Annotated in this window: 20 protein-coding genes; 11 read left to right on the top strand and 9 right to left on the bottom strand. The window is 61.6% G+C overall.

Annotation, left to right across the window (positions count from 1 at the left end):
* Positions 1-26 precede the first annotated feature (26 nt).
* From H9Q75_RS00845 to ppk1, 3 genes are all read left to right on the top strand, one after another.
* A complete protein-coding gene (locus tag H9Q75_RS00845; RefSeq protein ID WP_186564279.1) occupies positions 27-206 on the top strand; it encodes a DUF6774 domain-containing protein in 180 nt (59 codons plus the stop codon).
* A gap of 94 nt (positions 207-300) precedes the next feature.
* Positions 301-1,200, top strand: coding sequence for a Ppx/GppA phosphatase family protein (locus tag H9Q75_RS00840; RefSeq protein WP_186564278.1), 900 nt, complete (start codon positions 301-303; stop codon positions 1,198-1,200).
* A 4-nt stretch (positions 1,201-1,204) separates the two neighbouring features.
* Positions 1,205-3,355, top strand: a complete 2,151-nt coding sequence (ppk1, locus tag H9Q75_RS00835; protein ID WP_186564277.1) for a polyphosphate kinase 1 — start codon at positions 1,205-1,207, stop codon at positions 3,353-3,355.
* Between the two features lie 40 nt (positions 3,356-3,395).
* On the opposite strand, the gene H9Q75_RS00830 is transcribed toward ppk1, so the two are convergent.
* Positions 3,396-4,253, bottom strand: coding sequence for a patatin-like phospholipase family protein (locus H9Q75_RS00830; RefSeq protein WP_186564276.1), 858 nt, complete (start codon positions 4,251-4,253; stop codon positions 3,396-3,398).
* Positions 4,254-4,396: 143 nt separating this feature from the next.
* Between H9Q75_RS00830 and H9Q75_RS00825 the strand changes: the two genes are divergently transcribed.
* On the top strand, positions 4,397-4,834 hold the full coding sequence (locus H9Q75_RS00825; protein WP_186564275.1) for a MarR family winged helix-turn-helix transcriptional regulator: 438 nt from the start codon (positions 4,397-4,399) through the stop codon (positions 4,832-4,834).
* On the top strand, positions 4,831-5,601 hold the full coding sequence (locus tag H9Q75_RS00820) for a sulfite exporter TauE/SafE family protein (protein WP_186564274.1): 771 nt from the start codon (positions 4,831-4,833) through the stop codon (positions 5,599-5,601). Before H9Q75_RS00825 ends, H9Q75_RS00820 begins: the two co-directional genes overlap by 4 nt.
* A 143-nt stretch (positions 5,602-5,744) precedes the next feature.
* Here H9Q75_RS00820 and H9Q75_RS00815 read toward each other — a convergent pair whose 3' ends face one another.
* Entirely contained in the window at positions 5,745-6,923 is a 1,179-nt protein-coding gene (locus H9Q75_RS00815; protein WP_186564273.1) for an NAD(P)-dependent malic enzyme, read from the bottom strand.
* A gap of 177 nt (positions 6,924-7,100) precedes the next feature.
* On the opposite strand from H9Q75_RS00815, the gene H9Q75_RS00810 reads away from it, so the two are divergent.
* From H9Q75_RS00810 to H9Q75_RS00800, 3 genes are read left to right on the top strand one after another with little or no spacing between them, the layout of a single operon-like run.
* Complete coding sequence (locus H9Q75_RS00810) at positions 7,101-7,703, top strand: TetR/AcrR family transcriptional regulator (RefSeq protein ID WP_186564272.1); 603 nt, start codon at positions 7,101-7,103, stop codon at positions 7,701-7,703.
* A gap of 4 nt (positions 7,704-7,707) precedes the next feature.
* The gene (locus tag H9Q75_RS00805; protein WP_186564271.1) at positions 7,708-10,152 is read left to right on the top strand and encodes an efflux RND transporter permease subunit; all 2,445 of its coding nucleotides are present in this window, start codon (positions 7,708-7,710) and stop codon (positions 10,150-10,152) included.
* The gene (locus H9Q75_RS00800) at positions 10,149-13,319 is read left to right on the top strand and encodes a peptidase (RefSeq protein WP_186564270.1); all 3,171 of its coding nucleotides are present in this window, start codon (positions 10,149-10,151) and stop codon (positions 13,317-13,319) included. Before H9Q75_RS00805 ends, H9Q75_RS00800 begins: the two co-directional genes overlap by 4 nt.
* A 48-nt stretch (positions 13,320-13,367) precedes the next feature.
* Here H9Q75_RS00800 and glpK read toward each other — a convergent pair whose 3' ends face one another.
* From glpK to H9Q75_RS00780, 4 genes are all read right to left on the bottom strand, one after another.
* Positions 13,368-14,864, bottom strand: coding sequence for a glycerol kinase GlpK (glpK, locus tag H9Q75_RS00795; RefSeq protein ID WP_186564269.1), 1,497 nt, complete (start codon positions 14,862-14,864; stop codon positions 13,368-13,370).
* A 123-nt stretch (positions 14,865-14,987) separates the two neighbouring features.
* Entirely contained in the window at positions 14,988-15,242 is a 255-nt protein-coding gene (locus tag H9Q75_RS00790) for a spore coat protein (protein ID WP_186564268.1), read from the bottom strand.
* Positions 15,243-15,257: 15 nt separating this feature from the next.
* Positions 15,258-15,443 carry a hypothetical protein gene (locus H9Q75_RS00785; protein ID WP_186564267.1) on the bottom strand — a complete coding sequence of 62 codons (186 nt, stop codon included), beginning with the start codon at positions 15,441-15,443 and terminating at the stop codon, positions 15,258-15,260.
* Between the two features lie 7 nt (positions 15,444-15,450).
* The gene (locus tag H9Q75_RS00780; protein ID WP_186564266.1) at positions 15,451-16,053 is read right to left on the bottom strand and encodes a hypothetical protein; all 603 of its coding nucleotides are present in this window, start codon (positions 16,051-16,053) and stop codon (positions 15,451-15,453) included.
* 211 nt (positions 16,054-16,264) lie between these two features.
* Between H9Q75_RS00780 and H9Q75_RS00775 the strand changes: the two genes are divergently transcribed.
* Positions 16,265-17,806, top strand: coding sequence for an N-acetylmuramoyl-L-alanine amidase family protein (locus H9Q75_RS00775; RefSeq protein ID WP_186564265.1), 1,542 nt, complete (start codon positions 16,265-16,267; stop codon positions 17,804-17,806).
* Positions 17,807-17,857: 51 nt separating this feature from the next.
* Here the strand turns inward: H9Q75_RS00775 and H9Q75_RS00770 are convergent, their stop codons facing one another.
* Complete coding sequence (locus H9Q75_RS00770) at positions 17,858-18,625, bottom strand: SDR family NAD(P)-dependent oxidoreductase (protein ID WP_186564264.1); 768 nt, start codon at positions 18,623-18,625, stop codon at positions 17,858-17,860.
* Positions 18,626-18,778: 153 nt separating this feature from the next.
* On the opposite strand from H9Q75_RS00770, the gene H9Q75_RS00765 reads away from it, so the two are divergent.
* Both H9Q75_RS00765 and H9Q75_RS00760 read left to right on the top strand, forming a co-directional pair.
* Positions 18,779-19,174 (top strand): DUF3783 domain-containing protein, encoded by a 396-nt coding sequence (locus H9Q75_RS00765; protein ID WP_186564263.1) that lies wholly within the window; start codon positions 18,779-18,781, stop codon positions 19,172-19,174.
* 55 nt (positions 19,175-19,229) lie between these two features.
* On the top strand, positions 19,230-19,832 hold the full coding sequence (locus tag H9Q75_RS00760) for a glycerol-3-phosphate acyltransferase (RefSeq protein ID WP_186564262.1): 603 nt from the start codon (positions 19,230-19,232) through the stop codon (positions 19,830-19,832).
* 76 nt (positions 19,833-19,908) lie between these two features.
* Here the strand turns inward: H9Q75_RS00760 and H9Q75_RS00755 are convergent, their stop codons facing one another.
* Positions 19,909-20,646 (bottom strand): ATP-binding cassette domain-containing protein, encoded by a 738-nt coding sequence (locus tag H9Q75_RS00755; protein WP_186564261.1) that lies wholly within the window; start codon positions 20,644-20,646, stop codon positions 19,909-19,911.
* A gap of 16 nt (positions 20,647-20,662) precedes the next feature.
* Positions 20,663-21,463, bottom strand: coding sequence for an ATP-binding cassette domain-containing protein (locus H9Q75_RS00750; protein WP_186564260.1), 801 nt, complete (start codon positions 21,461-21,463; stop codon positions 20,663-20,665).

Here is a 21,463-nt window from a genome sequence, read left to right as displayed (position 1 = left end):
ATAGGATGGGCACGGGGGGTGGTAATGTGAGTTCAGCGGCTGGTCCTTCCGGAGAAGCACTGACTTTATTGGGCGCGCTGGCGGCGATTCAGCTCTCCCGGGGACGCAGCACCGACCAATTGGCCCTGCTAGCCGCCTTCTTTACCGTGCTGGGTGACAATCTGGCGCTGATCGCAACTGCCCGCCCCTCTGAAAACAGCGTATGATTTTTTGGTAAAGATCCTGTAATGCTTCTTGTCCCCACAGGAGGGCCGGTATAGAATAAGTCGAAGATGCAAGAAAAAGGGGGGATTTTCCACTTTGAAATGTGGTATTGTGGATGTGGGCTCCAACACTATCCGCCTGTCCATTTATCAATATGAGGGGAAGCAATTCAAACGCCTGCTCAACAAGAAGGAGATGGCCGGCCTGGCTGAGTATATCCGCGGCGGCACGCTCTCTGACAGCGGCATTTTGGTGGCCTGCCGGGTGCTGGCCGGCTTCAAGGCCCTGCTGGATAATTTCCAAATTTCTGACCTGTATGTGTTCGGCACCGCTTCCGTACGAAATATCGTGAATACAGAAGACGTGCTGGAGACCATACGGGAAGTGACGGGGATTTCTGTGGAGGTGCTCACAGGCGCGGAAGAGGCAGAACTCTCCTTCCGGGGCGCCATGCTGGAGAGTTCCGTCCCCTCCGGCCTGCTGGCCGATATCGGCGGGGGCTCTACCGAGCTGGTCGCCTACCATGAGGAAGCCATTACCTCCGGGTGCAGCCTTCCCATGGGCTCTCTGTCCCTGTTCTCAAAATTTTCAGACGGGCTCTTCCCCGCCAAGGGGGAGCGCCGCGCCATGCGGAATTATGTGGAGCGCGAATTGGAGCGCGCCAAAACGCTGGGCGTGCGGTGCAGGCACCTGGTGGGCGTAGGCGGCACAATCCGGGCCGCGGCCGCCCTGTGCAACGACCTGGCCGGCGCCGATCCGGACAACCGGCTGATCCCCGCCGAAGAGATTCACAGCTTATACCATTCCTTGAAAAAGGGGGATCGGGACACCCTGCGTCAGATGCTGCGCTCCGCGCCTGACCGGGTGCACACCATCCTGCCCGGCCTGATTATCCTCACCACGGTGCTTAAGGCCTATGGGGTGGAGACCGTCTCGGTGAGCTCCTCCGGTGTGCGGGAGGGTTATCTGCTCAGCCGGGTCATAAAGGAGGGGTAAGGCAATGTCCTCTCAAGTCGATACCCGCTACACCCAGGAGCGGGAACTGTCCTGGCTGCGCTTTGACGAGCGGGTCATGGATGAGGCCTGGGACGAGTCCGTCCCCCTGTTCGAGCGGCTGAAATTCGCCGCCATCTTTACCAGCAATCTGGACGAATTCTTTATGATCCGGGTGGGCTCCATCTCGGATATGGCCCTTATCAAACACTCCCATGTGGACAGTAAAAGCGGTCTCACTCCCGACGAGCAGCTCAAGCTTATTTTTAAGGCTGTCCCTCCCCTGTACAAACAGCGGGACAAGCTGTTCACCCATCTGGAGACCCGGCTGCGCTCCTGCAACATCTGCAATCTGGGCGTGGGGGAGCTGGACCTGAAGGAGCGCAAGCAGACGGAGCGCTACTTCAGAGACTATATCATGCCCGTGCTCTCCCCGCAGGTGGTGGATGCCCACCACCCCTTTCCGCACCTGCCCACCAAATCCCTGAATATCGCCCTGGCGCTGCGCCGAAATGGCGAGATCTGCTTCGGTGTGGTGCCCATACCCAAGTCTCTGCCCCCCTTCCTGCAGCTGGAGGAGAGGGGCCTGCGCTATGTGCTTACCGAACAGCTGGTGCTGGCTTACGCGGATGAACTGTTTGACAGCTATCAGGTAGAGGCCAAATGCGTCATCTCCGTCACCCGCAACGCGGACATCAGCCCCGAGGACGAGGACTACGACGTCAATGACGATTTCCGCCAGCACATGAAAAAGGTCCTCAAAAAGCGCGCCCGTCTGGCCCCTGTGCGGCTGGAAATCCAGGGTGAGGCGGGGCAGGCCCTCATGGACTATCTATGCAGGCGGTTGGAACTGACGGGCGAGCAGGTATTCCTCACAAAAGCGCCCATCTCTCTGGGGTATGTGTTCGCGCTGGAGAGCAAGCTGCCCCCCGAGAGCGCCGCCGCCCTGTGCAACGCGCCCTACACGCCCCAGTGGCCTGCAGGGCTTGTAAAGGGTGAGCCCTTGATCCCCCAAGTGCTGCGCCGGGATGCGCTGCTCTATTACCCCTACCACTCCATGGAGCCTTTTTTGAAGCTGGTAAAGGAGGCGGCCGCAGACCCGGCGGTGCTCTCCATCAAGATCACCATTTACCGGCTGGCCTCCACCGCCAAGCTGGTGGAGTACCTGTCCGCCGCCGCGGAAAACGGCAAGGATGTGACGGTGCTCATGGAGCTGCGCGCCCGCTTTGACGAGCAGAACAACATCGCCTGGGCTGAGCGTCTGGAGGAGGCCGGGTGCACCGTCATCTACGGCTTCGAGGGCTTCAAGGTCCACTCGAAGATCTGCCTGATCACCCGGCGGGAGCGCTCCCACATCCAGTACATCACCCAGATCGGCACCGGAAACTACAATGAAAAAACCGCGCGGATGTACACCGATTTCTGCCTGATGACCGCAAACTCTGCCATCGGCGCGGACGCGGCAGCCTTTTTCCAGAACATGTCCACCGCCAATCTGGACGGGGAGTACCGCCATCTGCTGGTCGCCCCCCACGGCCTCAAGCCCAGGCTGCTGGAGCGGATGGACGAGGAGATCGCCAAGGCCTGCCAGGGAAAGGATGCCCGCATATTTATCAAGGTCAACTCGGTCACCGACCGGGAGTTGATTGACAAGCTGGCTCAGGCCAGCCAGGCCGGGGTGGAGGTGGTGATGAATGTGCGGGGCATCTCCTGTCTGCGGCCCGGCGTGCCCGGCCTTACCGAGCATGTCCGCATTTTCTCCATTGTGGGCCGCTTTCTGGAGCACCCTCGGATCTTCGCCTTCGGCTCCGGCCCGGAGGAGCGCCTGTATATCGGCTCAGCGGATTTTATGACCCGCAATACCGAGCGCCGGGTAGAGATCGCCTGCCCCATTCTGGACCCCGACATCCGCAGGCAGCTGCGCCACTATATTGATCTGCTCTGTCAGGATAATGTAAAGGCCCGTGTCATGGGTCCGGACGGGGTGTATGCTCCCCTCCCTCGACGAGGCGAGGCGGCGTTCTGCGCCCAGGATGCCATGATGGAGGAGGCCCAGCGCCAGGCCCGCGAGAACGCCGCCCATCCGCCCCAAAGCGTCAAGCCCCTCCAGCAAGGCCTTCTGAAGCGTCTGCTGCATAGACTGCAGGGCACGGAATAAAAGGAAAACGGTCCAGCCAGACTTGGCCGGACCGTTTTCCTTATTCTCGTTCCCAGAAGCCGCGCACCTGCTCCAGCCGCGCCAGCCCGGCATCATATCCATCCTGCCAGAGCGCCTTGATTTTGGCTGTATCCCGCTCTGTACGCGAGAAGCCGCTGGTACTCCGCGGGGCGAAGAGAAGCACTCTGCCCTCCTGTTCCAGCTGGAAAAGCCGGTCCCGGGCCGCGTTATAGCTCTCTGCCCGGCGGCACATAGTCTCGCAGAATTTGGGATACTTTTTTCCATAGACCCGGTCAATGAGCGTTTGAAGCCTCTCCGGCTCCCTTCGGTATTCCCGCTCACGGGTGAGCACCACCACCACCCGGTCACAGCCCATGGCAAACGCCCGCTCGTAGGGGATGGCATCCGCCGCCCCGCCGTCCAAATACGGCGTCCCGCGGATGCGAAACACCGGGAAGAGGAAGGGCAGCGCACAGGTCGCCTGGAGTACCCTTTCCTCGTCCCGCCCCGGCGGCACCGGCAGATATTCCGCTTTCCCCGTGTCCAGGTTGGTCACCACCGCCTCCACCTGTCCCGGAAATGCCCCATAGGCATCGTAATCAAAGGGAAGCAGCTGATCCGGAATCTCCCGATAAATAAAATCCAGCCCAAAGTAGGACCGGTTTTCCCGCCGCAGGAAATTGCCCAGTCCCATATACCGCCTGTCGTTGCCGAAGCGGGTGAGAATCTCCAGGTTCCGACCCGGCTGTCTGGACACATAGCTGACCCCGTAGGCAATCCCCGCCGATACCCCAATCACATAGTCCGGCAACAGTCCGGCGGTGAGCAGCGCGTCGCACACGCCGCTGGAATAGATGGTCCGAAATGCGCCGCCCTCCAGCACAATGCCCGTTTTCATAGTCTTCACATCCTTTTCTTCTGCCTTATTATTATACGATACATGCGGGGCAATTGCAAAGGTGCTTGACATTTGGCCGGTATCTGCTAAAATAGTCCGTATTCGAATTGTTTCATTTTAAACCTTTTGTGGAGGGATGTGCTATGCCCAAGGCATCCGAACTGCTTGCGCTCTTTCAGCATTTCAAACGGGGCTATGCCGCCGCGCTTCACCCGGTGGAGCAGTCCTACCAGCTCACCCGCAACGAGCTTGATGTGCTGCTTTTCCTCTCCAACAACCCTGGGTTTGACACAGCCCGTGATATGGTGGAGATGCGCGGGCTGACCAAGTCCCACGTGTGCAAGTCTGTAGACGCTCTGACCCGCCGCAGCTTTCTCGCCGCCCGCCGGGACCCGCAGGACCGCCGTGTACTCCGGCTCAGCCTTCTTCCGGCATCAACTCAGGCTGTGAGTGCGGCGCAGGAGGCCCAGCGAGCCTTTTTCCAGCGTGTTTTTCAGGGCGTCACAGAGGAGGAACGCGGGGTCATGGACCGGCTGACGCGGCATCTGCTGGCACAGCTCAGGGAGGGAATGCCATTATGATACCCAAAGCCATTGTCTGCATCATCGCCGGGCTGGGAGCCGGAATCGGCACCGGGCTGGCCGGGCTCTCCGCAGCGGCGGTCATCTCCCCTATGCTCATCACCTTTCTCGGTTTTCCCGCCTATGAGGCGGTTGGGATCTCTCTTGCCTCCGATGTACTGGCCTCCGCGGTATCGGCCTATACTTACGGCAAGCACAAGAACCTGGACATCAAAAACGGCCTGGTCATGCTGGCCGCCGTACTGCTCTTCACTGTGGTGGGCAGCTTTGTGGCCAAGCTGGTGCCAAACACCACCATGGGCGGCTTTTCAGTCTTTATGACCCTGCTGCTGGGTATCAAATTTATTGTCCGCCCAGTCATGACCACAAAAGAGCGCTTGGAGCACAAAACCATCCGTCAGAAAGTGGTGCAATCCATCCTCTGCGGCATAGTGGTCGGCTTTATCTGCGGCTTTGTAGGCGCGGGCGGCGGTATGATGATGCTGCTGGTGCTCACCAGTGTGCTGGGCTATGAGCTGAAAACCGCTGTGGGCACCAGCGTATTTATCATGACCTTTACCGCCTTTACCGGCGCCGCCACTCACATGGCCATCGGCGGCATGCCGGATCTGTTTGCCTTAGCGATATGCATCCTCGCTACCCTAGCGGGGGCCCGCGGGTCCGCGCTGTTTGCCAACAAGGCGGACGCCAGGACTCTCAACCGTATCACCGGCGTGGTGCTGGCCGCTTTGGGCGCGGCCATGCTGATGGTCAAACTTGTCACCTGACCCCGGATAGGCTTTCGCGGTCTCCGCCCCGGCTCAGCAGACAGAAAAACAGCGCGTACCGCAAAATTGCAGTACGCGCTGTTTTTTATTGACAACAATGGCTCCTTCGGCTTCCGGGGAAAGTGCGCCCGGCCTCCCCGCTTTCAAATGCGGGCCACACCGGTCCTGCGGGCGGCCGCCGCCACAGCAGCCGCCACCGCCTTGCCCACGCGGGGGTCAAAGGCGGCGGGAATGATGTAATCGGCGGAGAGCTCCTCGGGCGTGATAAGCTCAGCCAGCGCGGCCGCCGCCGCCATCTTCATCTCGTCATTGATATCACTGGCACGCACGTCGAACGCGCCCCGGAAAATGCCGGGGAAGGCCAGCACATTGTTGATTTGGTTGGGGAAATCGCTGCGGCCAGTGGCCACCACCGCCGCGCCGCCCGCCTTGGCCTCATCGGGAAAAATCTCAGGCGTGGGGTTGGCACAGGCAAAGATAATGGCGTCCTGGTTCATAGTCCTGACCATCTCTGTGGTCACCGAGCCGGGGGCGGATACGCCGATAAACACATCCGCACCCGCCAGCACATCGGCAAGGCCGCCCTGCTGCTTTGTCCGGTTGGTCATCTTGGCAATCTGCTCCTTCACCGGATTCATGCCCTTCTCCCGCCCCTCGTAAATGGCGCCGGTGCGGTCGCACAGGGTGATGTCCTCCACACCGGCGGAGAGCAGCAGCTTGCAGATGGCAATAGCCGCCGCGCCCGCGCCGTTCATAACCACCTTTACCTGGTCCATCCGCTTGCCCACCACCTTGAGGGCGTTGGTCAGGCCGGCCAGAGTAATGACCGCGGTGCCGTGCTGGTCGTCATGGAAAATAGGGATATCACAGCAGGCCTTCAGCTTCTCCTCAATCTCAAAGCAGCGGGGGGCGGCGATATCCTCCAGATTCACGCCGCCAAAGGAGCCGGAGATCAGCTGAATGGTGCGCACGATCTCGTCCACGTCGTGACTCTTGATGCACAAGGGGAACGCGTCCACGCCGCCGAACTCTTTGAACAGCACGCACTTTCCCTCCATAACAGGCATGCCGGCCTCCGGGCCGATATCGCCCAGACCCAGCACCGCGCTGCCGTCGGTCACCACCAGGCACAGATTCCAGCGACGGGTCAGCTCGTAGGATTTGTTCACATCCTTCTGGATCTCCAGGCAGGGCTGGGCCACGCCTGGGGTGTAGGCCACGGACAGGTCATGCTTGTCCTTGACGGGGACCGTGGTGCACACCTCAATTTTGCCCTTCTTCGCATAGTGAAATTTCAGGCTCTCCTCTGCAATGGGGGTCATGGCGACTCCTCCTCCATGTTTTTGTCGTTTTTATTATAAGGCTTTCCACCAAAAACCGCAAGGCCGGAGTACGCCCCTCTTTGGAAAAATCCCCATTTTAAATATACATCTGTATATTATCTTGACAGTTGTAGAATACAGTGCTATACTTCCCCCACTGAGAAAGGAGGCTTCCATATGAAACAGGCTAAATTAGTCTCCGGTCAACCGGATCTGCGTCAGCGAAGGACACGGAAATTCCTTTCGGAAGCGCTGCTCTCCCTGCTGGAGGAGCGACCGATCTCCCAGATTTCCGTAGTGGACATCTGTCAAAGGGCCATGGTACACCGGACCACATTTTACTCCCATTTTGACGACAAGCAGGGCCTTCTGCGATGGACTGTGGCGGATCTGATGCAGGAGGAGTTTGCAAAATCCACCCCCACCCTGTCCCAGGCAGCCGATATCAAGGAATACTTTCTGGCCGTGTTTCACAATGCCCTGGCCTTTATGCAGGAGCACAGAGGCCTCTATCAGGTGGGTATCCCCAGCGGCGAGACAGAGCTGCTGCTTTTGGAGGACACCGTTGCCGACGAGCTGCGCCGCAAGCTGTCTGACCCTGCCGTCATCTGTCCCGCCCCGGACTTTGATCCGGAGCTGACCGCCCACTTCTATGCGGGGGCCATTCTCGCCCTTACCCGCTGGTGGCTGGAGACGGACACCAGCGTACCGGAACCGGTCCTCCTCCGCCACCTGGAGCGTTTCATCCCCCTGCCGGACCATCCGGCGCAGAAAGGCTGATCCTATGTCAGAGCAAAAGCACACCGAAAGTCCCATGGAAAAGCTGGCCCGCTTTATTGTCGACAAGCGCAAGGCCTTCTTTCTGGTGTTCGCCGCGGCGGTGCTCTTTTCCGCCACCTCCATCTCCAAGGTGGAGATCAACAACGATATTACCTCCTATCTCCCCGCCGATACGGAGACACGGCAGGGCCTGTCCCTAATGGAGGAGGAATTCACCACCTACGCCAGTGCCCAGGTTATGGTCTCCAACCTTACTTACGATCAGGCCGAACAGCTCTCCCAGCAGCTCTCGGAGATCCGCGGCGTCTCCGGAGTGACGTTTGATGACAGTCAGGAGCACTACCGGGACTCCTCCGCGCTTTTCTCCGTCTCCTTTGACGGGGAGAGCGGCGAGGCAGAGACTGACGCGGCGCTTCAGGCCGTACGGGATTTAACCGCGCCCTATGACAGCTATGTGGTGGACGGGGGCACCGGCTATGACTCCAGCAGTCTTATGCGGGAAATGAGCGTCATTCTGGTGATCGCCGCCGCGGTCATTGTGGCGGTATTGCTCTTCACCTCCAAGAGCTATATGGAGGTGCTCGTCTTTCTCATTGTCTTTGTGGTCTCCGCCATCCTGAACATGGGCACCAATTTTATTTTCGGCTCCATTTCGTTCATTACCAACGCCATCGCCGTGGTCCTCCAGCTGGCGCTGGCCATCGACTACGCCATCATTTTCTGCCACCGCTATATGGAAGAGCGGGAATTTCTGGACGCCAGGGAGGCCGACATCTCTTCCCTGGCCAAGGCCATTGTAGAGATCTCCTCCTCCTCCCTGACCACCATTTCCGGCCTGGTGGCCCTGATGCTCATGCAGTTTCGCATCGGCTTTGACATGGGCATCGTGCTCTCCAAGGGCATCGTGTGCTCCATGCTCACGGTGTTCTTCCTGATGCCCGGTCTGCTTATGCTCTTTAATAAGGAAATCGAAAAGACCCGACACAAAAATTTTGTGCCCCGCATCAGCTTCTGGGGCAAGGCGGTCATGAAACTGCGCTTTGTCCTGCCCGTCCTTTTCGCAGTGGTCATGGTGGCCTCCATATTCTTTTCCAGCTGGTGTGACTATGTATTCTCCACCAACTCCACCAATTCCGGCAATAAACCCGCTTCCCGCATCGCGCTGGACAAAGTAAATGACACCTTCGGCTATCACAACACCATCGCCGTGCTGGTGCCCAGGGGCGACTACGCCAGCGAGCGCTCCATCCTGCGCCGTGTGGAGGCCTTAGATGGGATTACCGAGGCCACGGGCCTTGCCAATATCGAGGTGGAGGACGGCCGCTACCTCACCGATAAGACCAATCCCAGGCAGTTTGCCGAGCTGGCCGGGGTGGATATTGAGCTCTCCCGCCTGCTCTACCAGGCATACGGCCTTTCCGTGGAGGAATATGGGGCCGTGTTTCAGGACCCGGACGACTATAGCGTTCCCCTGCTGGATATTTTCCAGTTTCTCCTAGAGCAGAAAGACAAGGGTGTGGTCAATCTTACCGGCGACCAGGCCCAGCGGGTAGAGGAGCTACAGGACACCCTGGACATGGGCCTGAAGCAGCTTCAGGGGGAGCACTGGACCCGGCTGGTATTTACCGCTGATCTGCCGGAGGAGGGCGAGGAGACCTATGCCCTACTGGACAGCATCCGCGCCATTGCCGCCGACTACTTTGGAGATGATGTGGTACTGGTGGGCAACTCCACCAATGCCAGGGACCTGTCGGACTCCTTCTCCGGTGACAATCTGAAGATCAGCGTGCTCACCGTGCTCTTCGTCATGGTCATTTTGCTCTTTACCTTCCAATCCGCCGGTCTGCCCGTGCTGTTGGTGCTTACCATCCAGGGCTCCATCTGGATCAACTTCTCCTTCCCCTACCTGACGGGCACCAACCTGTTCTTTATGAGCTATCTCATTATCTCTGCCATCCAGATGGGTGCCACCATTGACTACGCCATTGTCATCACCAACCGCTATATGGATCTGAAGCGGGGCATGAAGCCCCAGGCGGCAGCTATCGAGGCGTTGAACCAGGCATTCCCCACCGTGCTCACCTCGGGCACCATCATGACCGTGGCGGGCTTCCTCATCGGTGAGATCTCCACCGACACCATTATTTCCTCCATCGGCGCCACATTGGGCCGGGGCACGCTTACCTCCATTATCCTGGTTATGACCGTGCTGCCCCAGCTTCTGGTGCTGGGCGACACGATTATCGAGCACACCGCCCTTACCCTCAGCCGGGACCGCAAACAGCGCTTTCACAACGGCGTCATGCGGCTGGACGGCCATGTGCGGGGCCATGTGTCCGGCTTTGTAGACGGCGAATTCAAAGGCGTCATGCGGGGCAGCGTGGATGCGCTGATCGAGAGCAAGTATCAGGAACTGGAGCTGGAGGATGAGGAAGGAGACAACCCATGAAACTGCAATATAAACGCTCTTTCGCTCTGCTGCTGGCTTTGCTGTTGGCGTTCTCCCCCCTCTCTCCCGCCCTGGCGGAGGAGAACATCGTCTCCATCGGCAGCGCGGCGCAGCTGCGGGACCTTGCCGCCTCCTGCGTCTCGGATACCTGGAGCCGCGGAGTAAGAGTGGTCCTAACCGCTGACATTGACCTGACGGGCATAGATTTCTCCCCGATTCCGGTTTTTCAGGGCACCTTTGACGGCGGCGGGCATACCATCCGTGGCCTGAGCTGGGCGGGCAGGGGCTCGGATATGGGGCTGTTCCGCTATCTCCAGGCGGAGGCCGTGGTCAAGAATCTAAATCTGGAGGGCTGGATGGCCCCCGGCGGCTCCAAATGCGGCGTCGGTCTGCTGGCCGGCCGGAACGAGGGGCTGATTGAATCGGTCGCCGTCTCCGGCACCGTGGAGGGTCAGGAAGATGTGGGTGGCCTGGTGGGCGTCAATACAGAGACCGGGGTGATCCGCTCCTGTGTCAGCAGCGCCCAGGTCACCGGAGTCACCCGTACCGGCGGTATTGCCGGCAGCAACCACGGGCTGATCGACCGCTGCACCAACCGTGGGACGGTCAACGACAGCGACGAGCCGGACGCAGAGCATACCGGCGGCATTGCCGGAGTCAATCCCGGCTCTATCGAGGGCTGTCTCAACTATGGCCAGGTGGGCTATCCGCACGCCGGCTACAACGTGGGCGGCATCGCCGGGCTGCAGGACGGCAGCATTGCGGGCTGCGAGAACTACGGCAGTATCCGGGGGCGCAAGGACGTGGGCGGCATTGTAGGCCAGCTGGAGCCCTACACGGTCCTCTCCTATGGCGAGGCCCCCATGCAGCGGCTGGACGACGAGCTGTCCGTTCTCTCCGGACTGATGACCCGTCTGGCCAATCAGGTAAGCGATTCCGCCGGAAGTTCGGCAGACGATCTGTCCGCGATCAATGGCACGCTGGGCGACCTTCGGGACACGGCTCACGGAGCCGGCACCGACTTCAACACAGACACCAAGGCCTCCGCCGACCAAATTTATGGGGCGGCACAGAGTATCAATACCGCCCTGGGCTCCCTGCTGGACGAACTGGAGGATTTTCGCACCAAGGCGGGCAGCGACACAGACGTCATTCTGGAACAGCTTACCCAGCTCCGAAAGGGATTTGGAAGCATGGGGGACGCCCTGTCCTGGGGTGCAGACGCGGCCTGTGAGGCGTTGGACAGCGCCAAAGAGCGGATCACCGAGGACAGGAAAACCATCACAACTCATCTGGACGGCATTTCCGACGATCTGAGCCGGTTGGAGCACTTTTTAAACGAGGCGCTGAGCGCTCTGAGCAGTGGGGACCTGAACGGCGTTCGGGACGCCTACGATAAATGGGACATCGGTTCCATCGACCCCGGCGCCCATCTCTCCGCCATCTCCGACGCGCTGCGGGATATGGGAACCTGCCTGAACGCCCTCTGGGAACAGCTGGATCTTATCCTCACCTCCGCCTCAGACGACGCACAGGCGGCCCGCACACAGGTAAACCGGGCCGCCGGGAAGCTGGAGACGGCCATGAAACAGCTCCAGCTTCATACCGACGCCTTTGCCAACACGGCCAACACATCTCTCAAAACCATCCATACCCAGACGGATCTGATTGAGGACGTACTCAAGGCCTACGGCGACACGCTCAGTGGAAAGGGCCAGGACCGGCTGGATAAACTGGACGGACACCTGACCGATCTGGGCGAGCAGATCGACCGTCTTACCCAGGGCGCGGCGGACGCCAACCGTGACCTGCACTCCACCGCACTGGATATCATCGGTCAGCTCGATCGTGTGCGCAGCGCGCTGACCGGCTTGATGGACACACCGGAAAAGACAGTAGAGGATCTCTCTGGAGAAGAGGATTACCCCATGGGCCGCGTGGTCTCCTCCCGCAACAAGGGCGCTGTCGCCGCAGATGCCAATGTGGGCGGGATCGCGGGGACGCTCTCTCCCGAGCTGTCTCTGGACCCGGAGCAGGATCTGGAGCTGGACGGCGAAAAGCTGCTGGTGGACACCACCGCCGCGCTTCACGCCACCCTGCGCGGCTGCGTCAACCGGGGCGGGGTCACCGCCAAAACCGGCTACGCCGGTGGGATCCTGGGCCGGGGGGAGGTGGGCGCGGTGTTAGACTGCGTGAGCATCGCCGCCGTGGAGGCCACGGACGGCGGACAGTGCGGCGGCATCGCCGGGGCCTCCCGGACTCTGATCCGCCGCTGTGCCGCCCAGAGCGATCTGACGGGCACGGATTTCCTGGGCGGAATCGCGGGCCAGGGACACGACATAGAGGACTGTGTGTCCATGGCCCGCTCGGACAGCGCCGGGGAGGGCCTTGGCGCCATCGCCGGCAGCGCCAACGGCTCCGTGTGCAACAACTACTTTCTGGATGAGGGACTCTCCGGCGTCGACTCCGTCAACTATGAGGGAAAGGCGATGCCCCTGGACCTGAACGCCTTCTCCGCCCTGGAGCTGGTTCCGGAGGAATTTCTGCATCTGACGGTTACCTTCCGGGTGGACGGCCAGGAGGTTGCTGTCCGTCAGGTTCCCTATGCGGGCGCCCTGCACGAGGACCAGATTCCGCCGCTTCCGGAGCGGGAGGGTCAGTTCGGCGCCTGGTCGGAGTTTGACGCTTCCCGCATTACCCGCAGTCTGGTCGTCGATGGGGTGTACGCCAGCCCGGTGCGCACCATCTCCTCGGGCGGTTCACAGCCCATGCTGTTGGCCGAGGGCGCCTTCTCCCCTGACGCGGTTCTGACGGCCGCCGATCATATGGGCGATCTTCCGGGCACGGACCTGGGCGCGGAAGGCGGCGCCTGGGATTATCAGATCACGGACCAGGACCTTCCGGAGACGGTCACCCTCCGCATACGGGCCGAGGACCCCCACCAGAGCGTGGCCCTGCTGCAATCCGGAGCACTGGTACCGACAGAGGCGGTCCGGGACGGCAGCTACCTGGTTTTCACCGCCGGCGCCAGCGGCACGGTGGTGCTTGTCAACCATCCGGGCGCTTCTCCTATTGTGATCGCGCTCCCTTGCGCTGCCGCTCTGGCGGCGCTGCTGACAGTGCTTGTTTTGCGCCGCAGGCGCAAAACCGCCGTCCCATCCGCATAAAATGCAGAGGACCCCTGACGCCCAAACGTCAGGGGTCCTCTGTCTTACTTATTCCGCCCCGCCGCAGGCCCAGCCGCGGCTGCACTCCACCGCCCGGTGCCAGCGCCCCAGCAGCTGTACCCGGCGCTCCGGCGCCAGATCGGGCCGGAAGCAGGTCCCTGGCTGCCGCAGCCGCTTGAGCTCCTCCGGGCCGCTCCACACCCCCGTGGCCAAGCCGGCCAGGCAGGCAGCCCCCAGGGCTGTGGTCTCCCGAATGGCCGGGCGGTACACCTCCCGGTCCAGGATATCCGCCTGGAACTGCATCAAAAAGCCGTCCCGGCTGGCTCCGCCGTCGGCCCGCAGCTGCCGCAGGGGCAGGCCCGTGTCCCGCTCCATAGCCCCCACTAGGTCGGCCACCTGATAGGCAATGGACTCTTGGGCCGCGCGGATGATATGCTCCCGTTTGGTGCCCCGGGTCAGACCCACCAGGGTCCCCCGGGCGTACATGTCCCAATAGGGCGCGCCCAGGCCAGTGAAGGCGGGCACCAGGTACACGCCCCCATTGTCCTCCACCTTTTGGGCGTAATATTCCGCGTCCCGGCTCTCGGTGAAAAAGCGCAGCTCATCCCGCAGCCACTGAATCACCGCGCCGCCTACAAAGGCTGAGCCCTCCAGGGCGTACTGCACCCTTCCTCCCAGTCCCACGGCAATGGTGGTCAGCAGGCCGTTGCGGCTGGCACAGGGGGCGTCTCCGGTGTTCATCAGCAGGAAACAGCCGGTGCCATAGGTGTTTTTGGCATCCCCCGGCTCAAAGCAGGTCTGACCGAACAAGGCGGCCTGCTGGTCCCCGGCGATGCCCGCGATGGGCACTCTCGCCCCCTGTATGTCCGTATAGCCGTAGACCTCGCTGGAGGAGCACACCCGGGGCAGCATGGCCCTGGGAATCTCCAGGACGCGCAGCAGGGTGTCGTCCCAGTCCAGCCTGTGGATATCAAAGAGCATAGTGCGGGAGGCGTTGGTCACGTCGGTCACGTGGGCCGCACCGCCGGTAAGCTTCCACAGCAGCCAGGTATCCACCGTCCCGAACAGCAGTTCTCCTTTACATGCCTTTTCCCTGGCTCCCTCCACGTGGTCCAGGATCCACTTGATCTTGGTGGCGGAAAAATAGGCGTCCGGAATTAGGCCGGTGGTCTGCCGGATATGCTCCCCCAGCCCGTCGGCCAGCAGGGCGTCCACCATTTCCGCAGTGCGACGGCACTGCCAGACGATGGCATTATGTATGGGCCGGCCGGTCTCCCGATCCCATACCACGGTGGTCTCCCGCTGATTGGTGATGCCGATCGCCGCGATCTCCCCAGCGCTGACGCCGGTCTTGGCGATGACCTCCATCATCACCGCGTACTGGCTGGACCAGATTTCCATGGCGTCATGCTCCACCCAGCCCTCTCTGGGGTAGAGCTGCGTGAACTCCTTCTGCGACAGGCCGACGATATTCTGCGCCGCGTCGAACAGAATGGCCCGCGAGCTGGTGGTTCCCTGGTCCAGCGCCAGCAAATACTTGCCCATAAAAACGTCTCCCTTTTCTCTTTGGTTGGCTCCGGGTCTAGATATGGTTTTATGATACCATAACTGCGCCCTGATCGCAACGCAAAGGCCGCGCTCCCATCGGAACGCGGCCTTCCCGGTCTTTTACTGGGGCGCCTGATTGCTGAATTTCGTGTAGGCGGTGCTCACCTTGCTGGCCGGGGCCTGCTCCACCTGATACCAGCCTTTGGCCTGGGCAGTCTTGAACAGTTCGGTCTGGGTCTGGTGTCCCTGCTGGAAGATCTTCAGATACTCGTCCCGCAGCTGGACGTTGACGCACTCAGAGGCAAAGGTATCATAGTTGGAACTCATCTTTTTCTCCGCGAGAATCAGATCTGTCATACGTTCCTGGTCGTTCATGAGACGTTCCTCCTTTTACTTCAGGTAGTTGAGCAGGCAGTTGAAATTTTGCTTGTGCTGGTCGGCGTACTTCTGGAAGCAGGCCTTCAGGTCGGATTCCGTGCACTCCTGGGCCGCCGCCTGATATTTGCAGCAGAGCACCTTTTCAAAATCCAGCTGATCGGACAGGCTGTCCAGCTCCTTGGTGGTCAGATTTGCCATGGCGTACTCACTCCTTTTTCTGAATTACGCCATTAGTCTCTCCAGGGCTTTCGTCTTTATGCGGAAAAATCGGGCAACCCTGCTCATTGAAGGAAAAAATCATGTAAGTCTCTCCATCCAGAGTGGCCGGGCGGGCAAAGCAAAACAGCGGCGTCAGCCCAAACGCGCGGCCGCTCCCATAGGGGAGCGCCAGGTGGAATCCGCTCCGGGTCTTTTTCAGCAGCACACCGGACAGCTGCTGCGCCGACCGCGCCAGCAGGCGGTCGCCCAGCAGACGGCCCGGGCAGCGCTCCCGCACCCACCCCGCAGGCGGCTGCGTCTCCCGAATTTCCTCCCGGCGGGCAGCATAGGTCAGCTCCGCCGCTCCGCCGGAGGGGGGCCACAGCTTTCTGTGGTACAGGTCGTCCAGACTCAGGGCGCGGGAGAGGCGGAGTTTTCCTTTTTCCGGAATCATTGCGCCCAGAAGCATCCTCCGCTCCCCATGCAGCAGCCAAACCTTATACAGCCCTCGGTGGTCGTCCTCCATCTCCGCCTGGCATATGGCTCTGCCGCCCTCCTCCCGAACGCGCAGCCATCCGCGGCCGCCGGCCAGGGCATATCGTTCCTCCACTGCGCTCCCTCCCGCCGTATGGTTCCATTTGTCTATATCTATGCGGCGGATTGTGCCGCATGTCATTCCGCATCAAAACACATTCTGAGCCGACCAGGGCCACTCCCCCCTCTTCCATAAATTTATGTCAACCTTTTCCCTCTTATCCATTGACGCGGCCTGTCGAATCCGGTAGAATAGCAGGGTATTGATTGAGATAAGGGGAATCTCTATGAAAAAGGCACTCTCTTTTCTGCTTTTATTTGCCCTGCTGTCCTCGCTGCTGGGAACGCTGACCTTCGCCTCTGCCGCGGGACCGGGCGGCAGTATTTCGGTCTATTTCTACAGCGAGTCGGCCGGGCGTTATGAAAACCTGACAGACGCCGACTTGGTGGCCCTGACGCTGAACGGCAGCAGCCTCTCCCCCGGCGATGTGCCCGCCTTGGTTCAATACCCCGTCCCGGGCGGCAACGGGCGGACGCTGGTCCCCGTACGGCTGGTAGCGGAGCAGCTGGGCGCGCAGGTGCTCTGGGTTTCGGAAAACCGTCAGGTCATCCTGCTGCGGGAGGAGGACACCATTGTTCTCACCCTGGGTTCCGCCACGGCGCTGGTCAACGGGCAAAGCGTGGAGCTGCCGGGCGGCGTACCCGCCGGGGTGGTGAAGTACCAGGGCAAGGAGAGCACCATGGTCCCCCTGCGATTTGTCTCAGAACAGCTGGGCGCACAGGTGGAGTGGGACAATGCCACCTTTACCGCCACCATCCTTACCGAGCAGCCCGAGCCGGAGCCCACGCCGGAGCCTGAGCCCGGCCTTCCGGACTTAGGCCTGGTCACGGACATCATTTCCGATTCGGACGCCCAGACGGTGCAGATCGTCACCGACCACACCCCCAAATACCAGGTGCTGGACCTGGGCGACCGCCTGGTGGTGGATGTTCTGGGTACGCAGATGCCGGACGCCGACCACCTGACCCACACCATCACGGTGGACAACGATTTCATTACCTCCGTGCGCTACGCCCAGCATGGCAATGACCTGGGCTATGGCTATGAGCACTCCGTGCGTGTGGTGCTTGATCTGAAAAAGGGCGTCACCTATGCCAAAAACATCACAGTGTCCGGCCGCTCTGACGGGGTGCTCCTCACCGCCTATAAGAGCGAAGAAGGCGGCACAGACTTTACCCCCTCCACCCCCATTGATCCGTCCAAGTCCACCATTGTGGTGGATCCCGGCCACGGGGGTATCCACCCCGGCGCCGTTTACGAGGGCGTGCAGGAAAAGGATCTCACCCTCTCGATCTCTCTGAAGCTGCGGGATGAGCTGGTGGCCCGCGGCTACAACGTGGTGCTCCTGCGGGAGGAGGACATAACGCTGGACATCTATGACCGGGCATATATTGCCAACGACTTAGGGGCCGACCTGTTTGTCAGTGTCCACTGCAACGCCTCGGGCACGGTGCCCACCTATCAGGGCATCTACACCTACTATCACCCCTCCAGCAACCGCGGAAAGCGCCTGGCCGAAGCCATTCAGAAGCCCCTGTGCCAGATCACCGGCGGCATCGACCGGGGGGTACGCAGCGCCGACTTCGTGGTCCTGCGGGAGACGGAGATGTGCGCCGTGCTGGTGGAGACCGGCTTCATGTCCAACAGTGAGGAGCTCGCCCGCCTGTGTGACGAGACCTACCAGGGCAAGCTGGCCCAGGGGATCGCCGAGGGCGTGGTGCGCTATCTGAACGGGACCTCCGCTCAGATAGCTGAAGCACACGAATAAAAAAGGCCCGCCCCGGCAGCTGCCGGGGCGGGCCTTTTTCTGTCTGATCTCCTAAATGCGCCGGAGTCCCTCCCAGCAGGCCATAATAAAGCAGTGGGGCAAAAACTTGCTGGCCGTGCGCTGTACCAGAGAGGGCAGGCTGCAGGTGGTCACGGCCATGCCCAACCGATTGTCCCGCAAAGCGCGGCTGGCCACCGTCTCCGGCCGGAGGGCAAACGGATAGTGGCGCACGGTCCTGCCATTGGCGGTATCCCTTGCCACCTTCATAAACTCGGTCTTGATCCACCCTGGGCACACCGCTGTAACGCAGATGCCCCGCGGGGCCACCTCCCATCGCAGGGCTCGGCTGTAGTGGAGCAGGAAGGCTTTGGTGGCAGCGTACACATTGAAGCCAGGCAGGGGCTGGAAGGACGCAGAGGAGCAGATCTCCAGGACGCGGCCGCCACGGCCCATGTGGGGGATCACGGCGGCGGTCAGATTGGCTGCCGCTTTGCAGTTGAGATCAATCATATCGCTGGTTTCCGGAAGCGTCATATCCGCATAGGTGCCGAATTTTCCAAACCCCGCCGCGTTGATGAGCACCCGGACATCCGGCTGTTCCTCCTCCATCCGGTCCTTCAGCGCCTCGATGCTCTCCGGCTTCACCAGATCCAGCGCCAGTGCCCGCATGGGGGTGTTCAGCTCAGCCGCCAGCTCTTCCATCCGCCCCGCCCGGCGGGCCACGCCCCAGATCTCGTCCAGTCCGCCTTCCCGGTCCAGCTGGCGGACAAAGGCCCGCCCCAGGCCGGAGGACGCCCCGGTCACAATTGCAATTTTCATGGGTGATCCCTCCCGTCGGGCTCATTGTACCCGTTTTCCCATTTTGCTATAAGCCTATTTTAGTCTATCTCTTCCAGAAAGGCAACCGGTTGACAGATGGACACATTTCTTCTACAATCAAGGTATCTCTTCCTACAGAAAGCGGTGTTTGCTATGGGCGCTCCCGTGCTCTTTCTCTACAATCTGGACACACCCAGGGGCTCCAGGCTCCGGCGCATGTGCCTGCCTCTGGGCATCCGCACAAAGCTGGTGCCGCCCCAGGCCCACACTCTTACGCTGGAGGACCTGACCGGCGGCGCGCCGCCTCCGGAGGACGGCGATCCCGGCTTCTCCGAGGAGATGCTGCTGCTGGCGGGCTTTACCTCGGCGCAGGTGGACGCCCTGCTCCAAGGCTTCCGCCGGGCCAAGCTCCCCCCGGTGCCTCTCAAGGCCGTGCTCACGCCCACCAATTTGAAGTGGACCTCCGTGCAACTGCGGGACGAGCTGCTGCGGGAGCACCAGGCCATGACGCAGGGCCGCGCGCCGGAGCATGCCCGGGACGGGGAATAAAACGCTGCCCGCCCGGGCATGTTAGCCCCAAATGAATTTTTAGGGGGCGATTTTCTTGTATCAACTGCCGGCACTACTGCTAGGCTATGGCTGCGGCTGTTTTCTCACGGCCGAGCTGGTGGCCCTCCGCCGCACCGGCGGCAGCGCCGCCGCCATCGGCTCCGGAAATCCCGGTATGGCCAACATCGGCCGCCAGCTGGGCCTCCGGTGGGGCGCGGTGGTACTGCTGGGCGACATTGCCAAAACCGCTTTGTCCTGTGCCCTGGCCCATCTGCTCTGCCCCGGCCCCCTGTCCACCCTGTACGCCGGGCTGGGGGCCGCTCTGGGCCACAATTTCCCCTTCTGGCGCTCCTTCCGCGGGGGAAAGGGGGTGGCAGTCACCTGTGCTTTTCTCATCCTGTTCTCCCCGCTGTGGGGCGGTCTGGCCTGTCTGGCCGGGCTGGCGGTTACCCTGGCCACGGGATGGCTTCCCCTGGGGGCGGCGGTCATCCCCGCCCTCTTTGTCCCTCTGGCCTTTGGCGCCTACGGCGCGGAGGCCGGACTGCTGGCCCTCTCCGCCGCCCTGCTGATGCTCTCCCGCCATTGGCGCGGCCTGGGGCGCGTATTCCGGGGCGAGGAGCCCTGCGCCTTCCCCTCCAAACAACGCCGGCATCCCTGAGATGCCGGTGTTGTTGCGCCCGTCGAAAAAAAGCGCCCGGATGCATCCGGGCGCTTTCTGGCTGTTTTTTTCGGCTTTACTCCGCCGCGGCCAGCAGCTGCCTGGTGTAGGGGTGCCGGGGGTGGTCGAAGAGCTCGTCCACCGTGTTCTCCTCCACAATGCGCCCGTCCTTCATCACCAGCACACGGCTGCAGATCTGATAGACCACGTTCAGATCGTGGCTGATGAACAGATAGCTCAGGTCGTACTGCTTCTTCAGATCCACCAGCAGCTGGAGGATCTGGGCCTGAATGGTCACGTCCAGGGCGCTCACCGGCTCGTCTGCGATGATGAGCCGGGGGTGGGTGATGACGGCGGCAGCGATGGACACCCGCTGCCGCTGGCCGCCGGAGAGCTCCCAGGGCTTCCGGGAGGCAAATTCCTCCCCCAGGCCGATTTGCTCCAGCATGGCCAGCACCGCCGCCTTCCGCTCCGGCGCGGTCATCCCTCCGGCGGCCCGGAGGGGCTCCTCCAGGATCCAGCCCACAGTGCGGGCTGGGTTCAGGCTGCTGAAGGGGTCCTGAAAAACCATCTGAGGCCGGCTTGAGTGGTGGACGATCTCCCCGTCATAGCCGGGGAGCATGCCCAGGATGGTGCGGGACAGGGTGGTTTTGCCGCAGCCGCTCTCCCCCACCAGGCCCACAATCTCCCCCCGTTCAATGGTAAAGCTCACGTCATGGAGCACCTGCCGGCGCGCCTCCCGGCTGCGGAAGGGGGAGCGATCCACCCGGTAATAGCTGTTGAGATGGCGCACCTCCAGCACCGGTTCTGCCACGTCGGTCGTCCTCCTTTCAGGTGAGCTTTCTTTCCCGTGAAGGAATGGCGGCAATGAGCCGCTTGGTATATGCGTGCCTGGGGCTGCGGAAAATCTCCTCCACCGGCCCGGCCTCGACAATGCGTCCCCCCTGCATCACAGCCACCCGGGCGCACAGCTTGCGTACCACGTTCAGGTTATGGCTGATGAAGAGAATGCCCATGTGATTTTCCCGGTTGAGCCGCCGGAGCAGCTCCAGGATCTGGGCCTGGATCGTCACGTCCAGGGCGGTGGTGGGCTCGTCTGCCAGCAGCAGCCTGGGCCTGCTCACAATAGCTGCGGCGATCATTACCCGCTGCAGCATGCCGCCGGAGAGCTCGTGGGGATACTTGCGGCACAGGGCCTCCGGGTCTGGCAGGTCGGCCTGGGCCATGGCCTCCAGGGCGCGCCGCCGTCGCTCCTCGCGGGAGAGCTTTTGGTGGACCCGCAGGCTTTCCTCCACCTGGGGGCCGATGCGCAGCACCGGGTTCAGGCTGGTCATGGGCTCCTGGAAGATCACAGACAGGTCGCTGCCCTGAATGGAGCGCAGTTCCGCCTCCGAACACTGGAGCAGCTCCCGCCCCCCCAGGGTGATGCTGCCGTCCACCTGGGCCTGGTCCCGGGGCAGCAGGCCGCTGACACTCATGGCCGTGACGGTCTTCCCGCTGCCGCTCTCCCCCACCAGGCCCAGGATTTCCCCCTCCTCCATGGAGAAGGACACCCCGTCCACCGCCCAGCGCTCGGGAGACGCGCTGTGAAAATGGACCCGCAGGTCCGACACCTCTAATAAAGCCGCCAT

The sequence above is a fragment of the Lawsonibacter celer genome (assembly GCF_014281125.1).
Taxonomy (GTDB): Bacteria; Bacillota; Clostridia; order Oscillospirales; family Oscillospiraceae; genus Lawsonibacter_B; species Lawsonibacter_B celer.
The sequence above is the reverse complement of the archived record's forward strand: the minus strand, read 5'-3'. Positions and strand labels throughout refer to the sequence as shown.

Coding starts and splice junctions, on each gene's coding strand:
- ppk1 (WP_186564277.1), top strand. CDS start 1,205: ATGTCCTCTCAAGTCGATACCCGCTACACCCAGGAGCGGGAACTGTCC.
- H9Q75_RS00830 (WP_186564276.1), bottom strand. CDS start 4,253: ATGAAAACGGGCATTGTGCTGGAGGGCGGCGCATTTCGGACCATCTAT.
- H9Q75_RS00825 (WP_186564275.1), top strand. CDS start 4,397: ATGCCCAAGGCATCCGAACTGCTTGCGCTCTTTCAGCATTTCAAACGG.
- H9Q75_RS00820 (WP_186564274.1), top strand. CDS start 4,831: ATGATACCCAAAGCCATTGTCTGCATCATCGCCGGGCTGGGAGCCGGA.
- H9Q75_RS00815 (WP_186564273.1), bottom strand. CDS start 6,923: ATGACCCCCATTGCAGAGGAGAGCCTGAAATTTCACTATGCGAAGAAG.
- H9Q75_RS00810 (WP_186564272.1), top strand. CDS start 7,101: ATGAAACAGGCTAAATTAGTCTCCGGTCAACCGGATCTGCGTCAGCGA.
- H9Q75_RS00805 (WP_186564271.1), top strand. CDS start 7,708: ATGTCAGAGCAAAAGCACACCGAAAGTCCCATGGAAAAGCTGGCCCGC.
- H9Q75_RS00800 (WP_186564270.1), top strand. CDS start 10,149: ATGAAACTGCAATATAAACGCTCTTTCGCTCTGCTGCTGGCTTTGCTG.
- glpK (WP_186564269.1), bottom strand. CDS start 14,864: ATGGGCAAGTATTTGCTGGCGCTGGACCAGGGAACCACCAGCTCGCGG.
- H9Q75_RS00790 (WP_186564268.1), bottom strand. CDS start 15,242: ATGAACGACCAGGAACGTATGACAGATCTGATTCTCGCGGAGAAAAAG.
- H9Q75_RS00785 (WP_186564267.1), bottom strand. CDS start 15,443: ATGGCAAATCTGACCACCAAGGAGCTGGACAGCCTGTCCGATCAGCTG.
- H9Q75_RS00775 (WP_186564265.1), top strand. CDS start 16,265: ATGAAAAAGGCACTCTCTTTTCTGCTTTTATTTGCCCTGCTGTCCTCG.
- H9Q75_RS00770 (WP_186564264.1), bottom strand. CDS start 18,625: ATGAAAATTGCAATTGTGACCGGGGCGTCCTCCGGCCTGGGGCGGGCC.
- H9Q75_RS00765 (WP_186564263.1), top strand. CDS start 18,779: ATGGGCGCTCCCGTGCTCTTTCTCTACAATCTGGACACACCCAGGGGC.
- H9Q75_RS00750 (WP_186564260.1), bottom strand. CDS start 21,463: ATGGCGGCTTTATTAGAGGTGTCGGACCTGCGGGTCCATTTTCACAGC.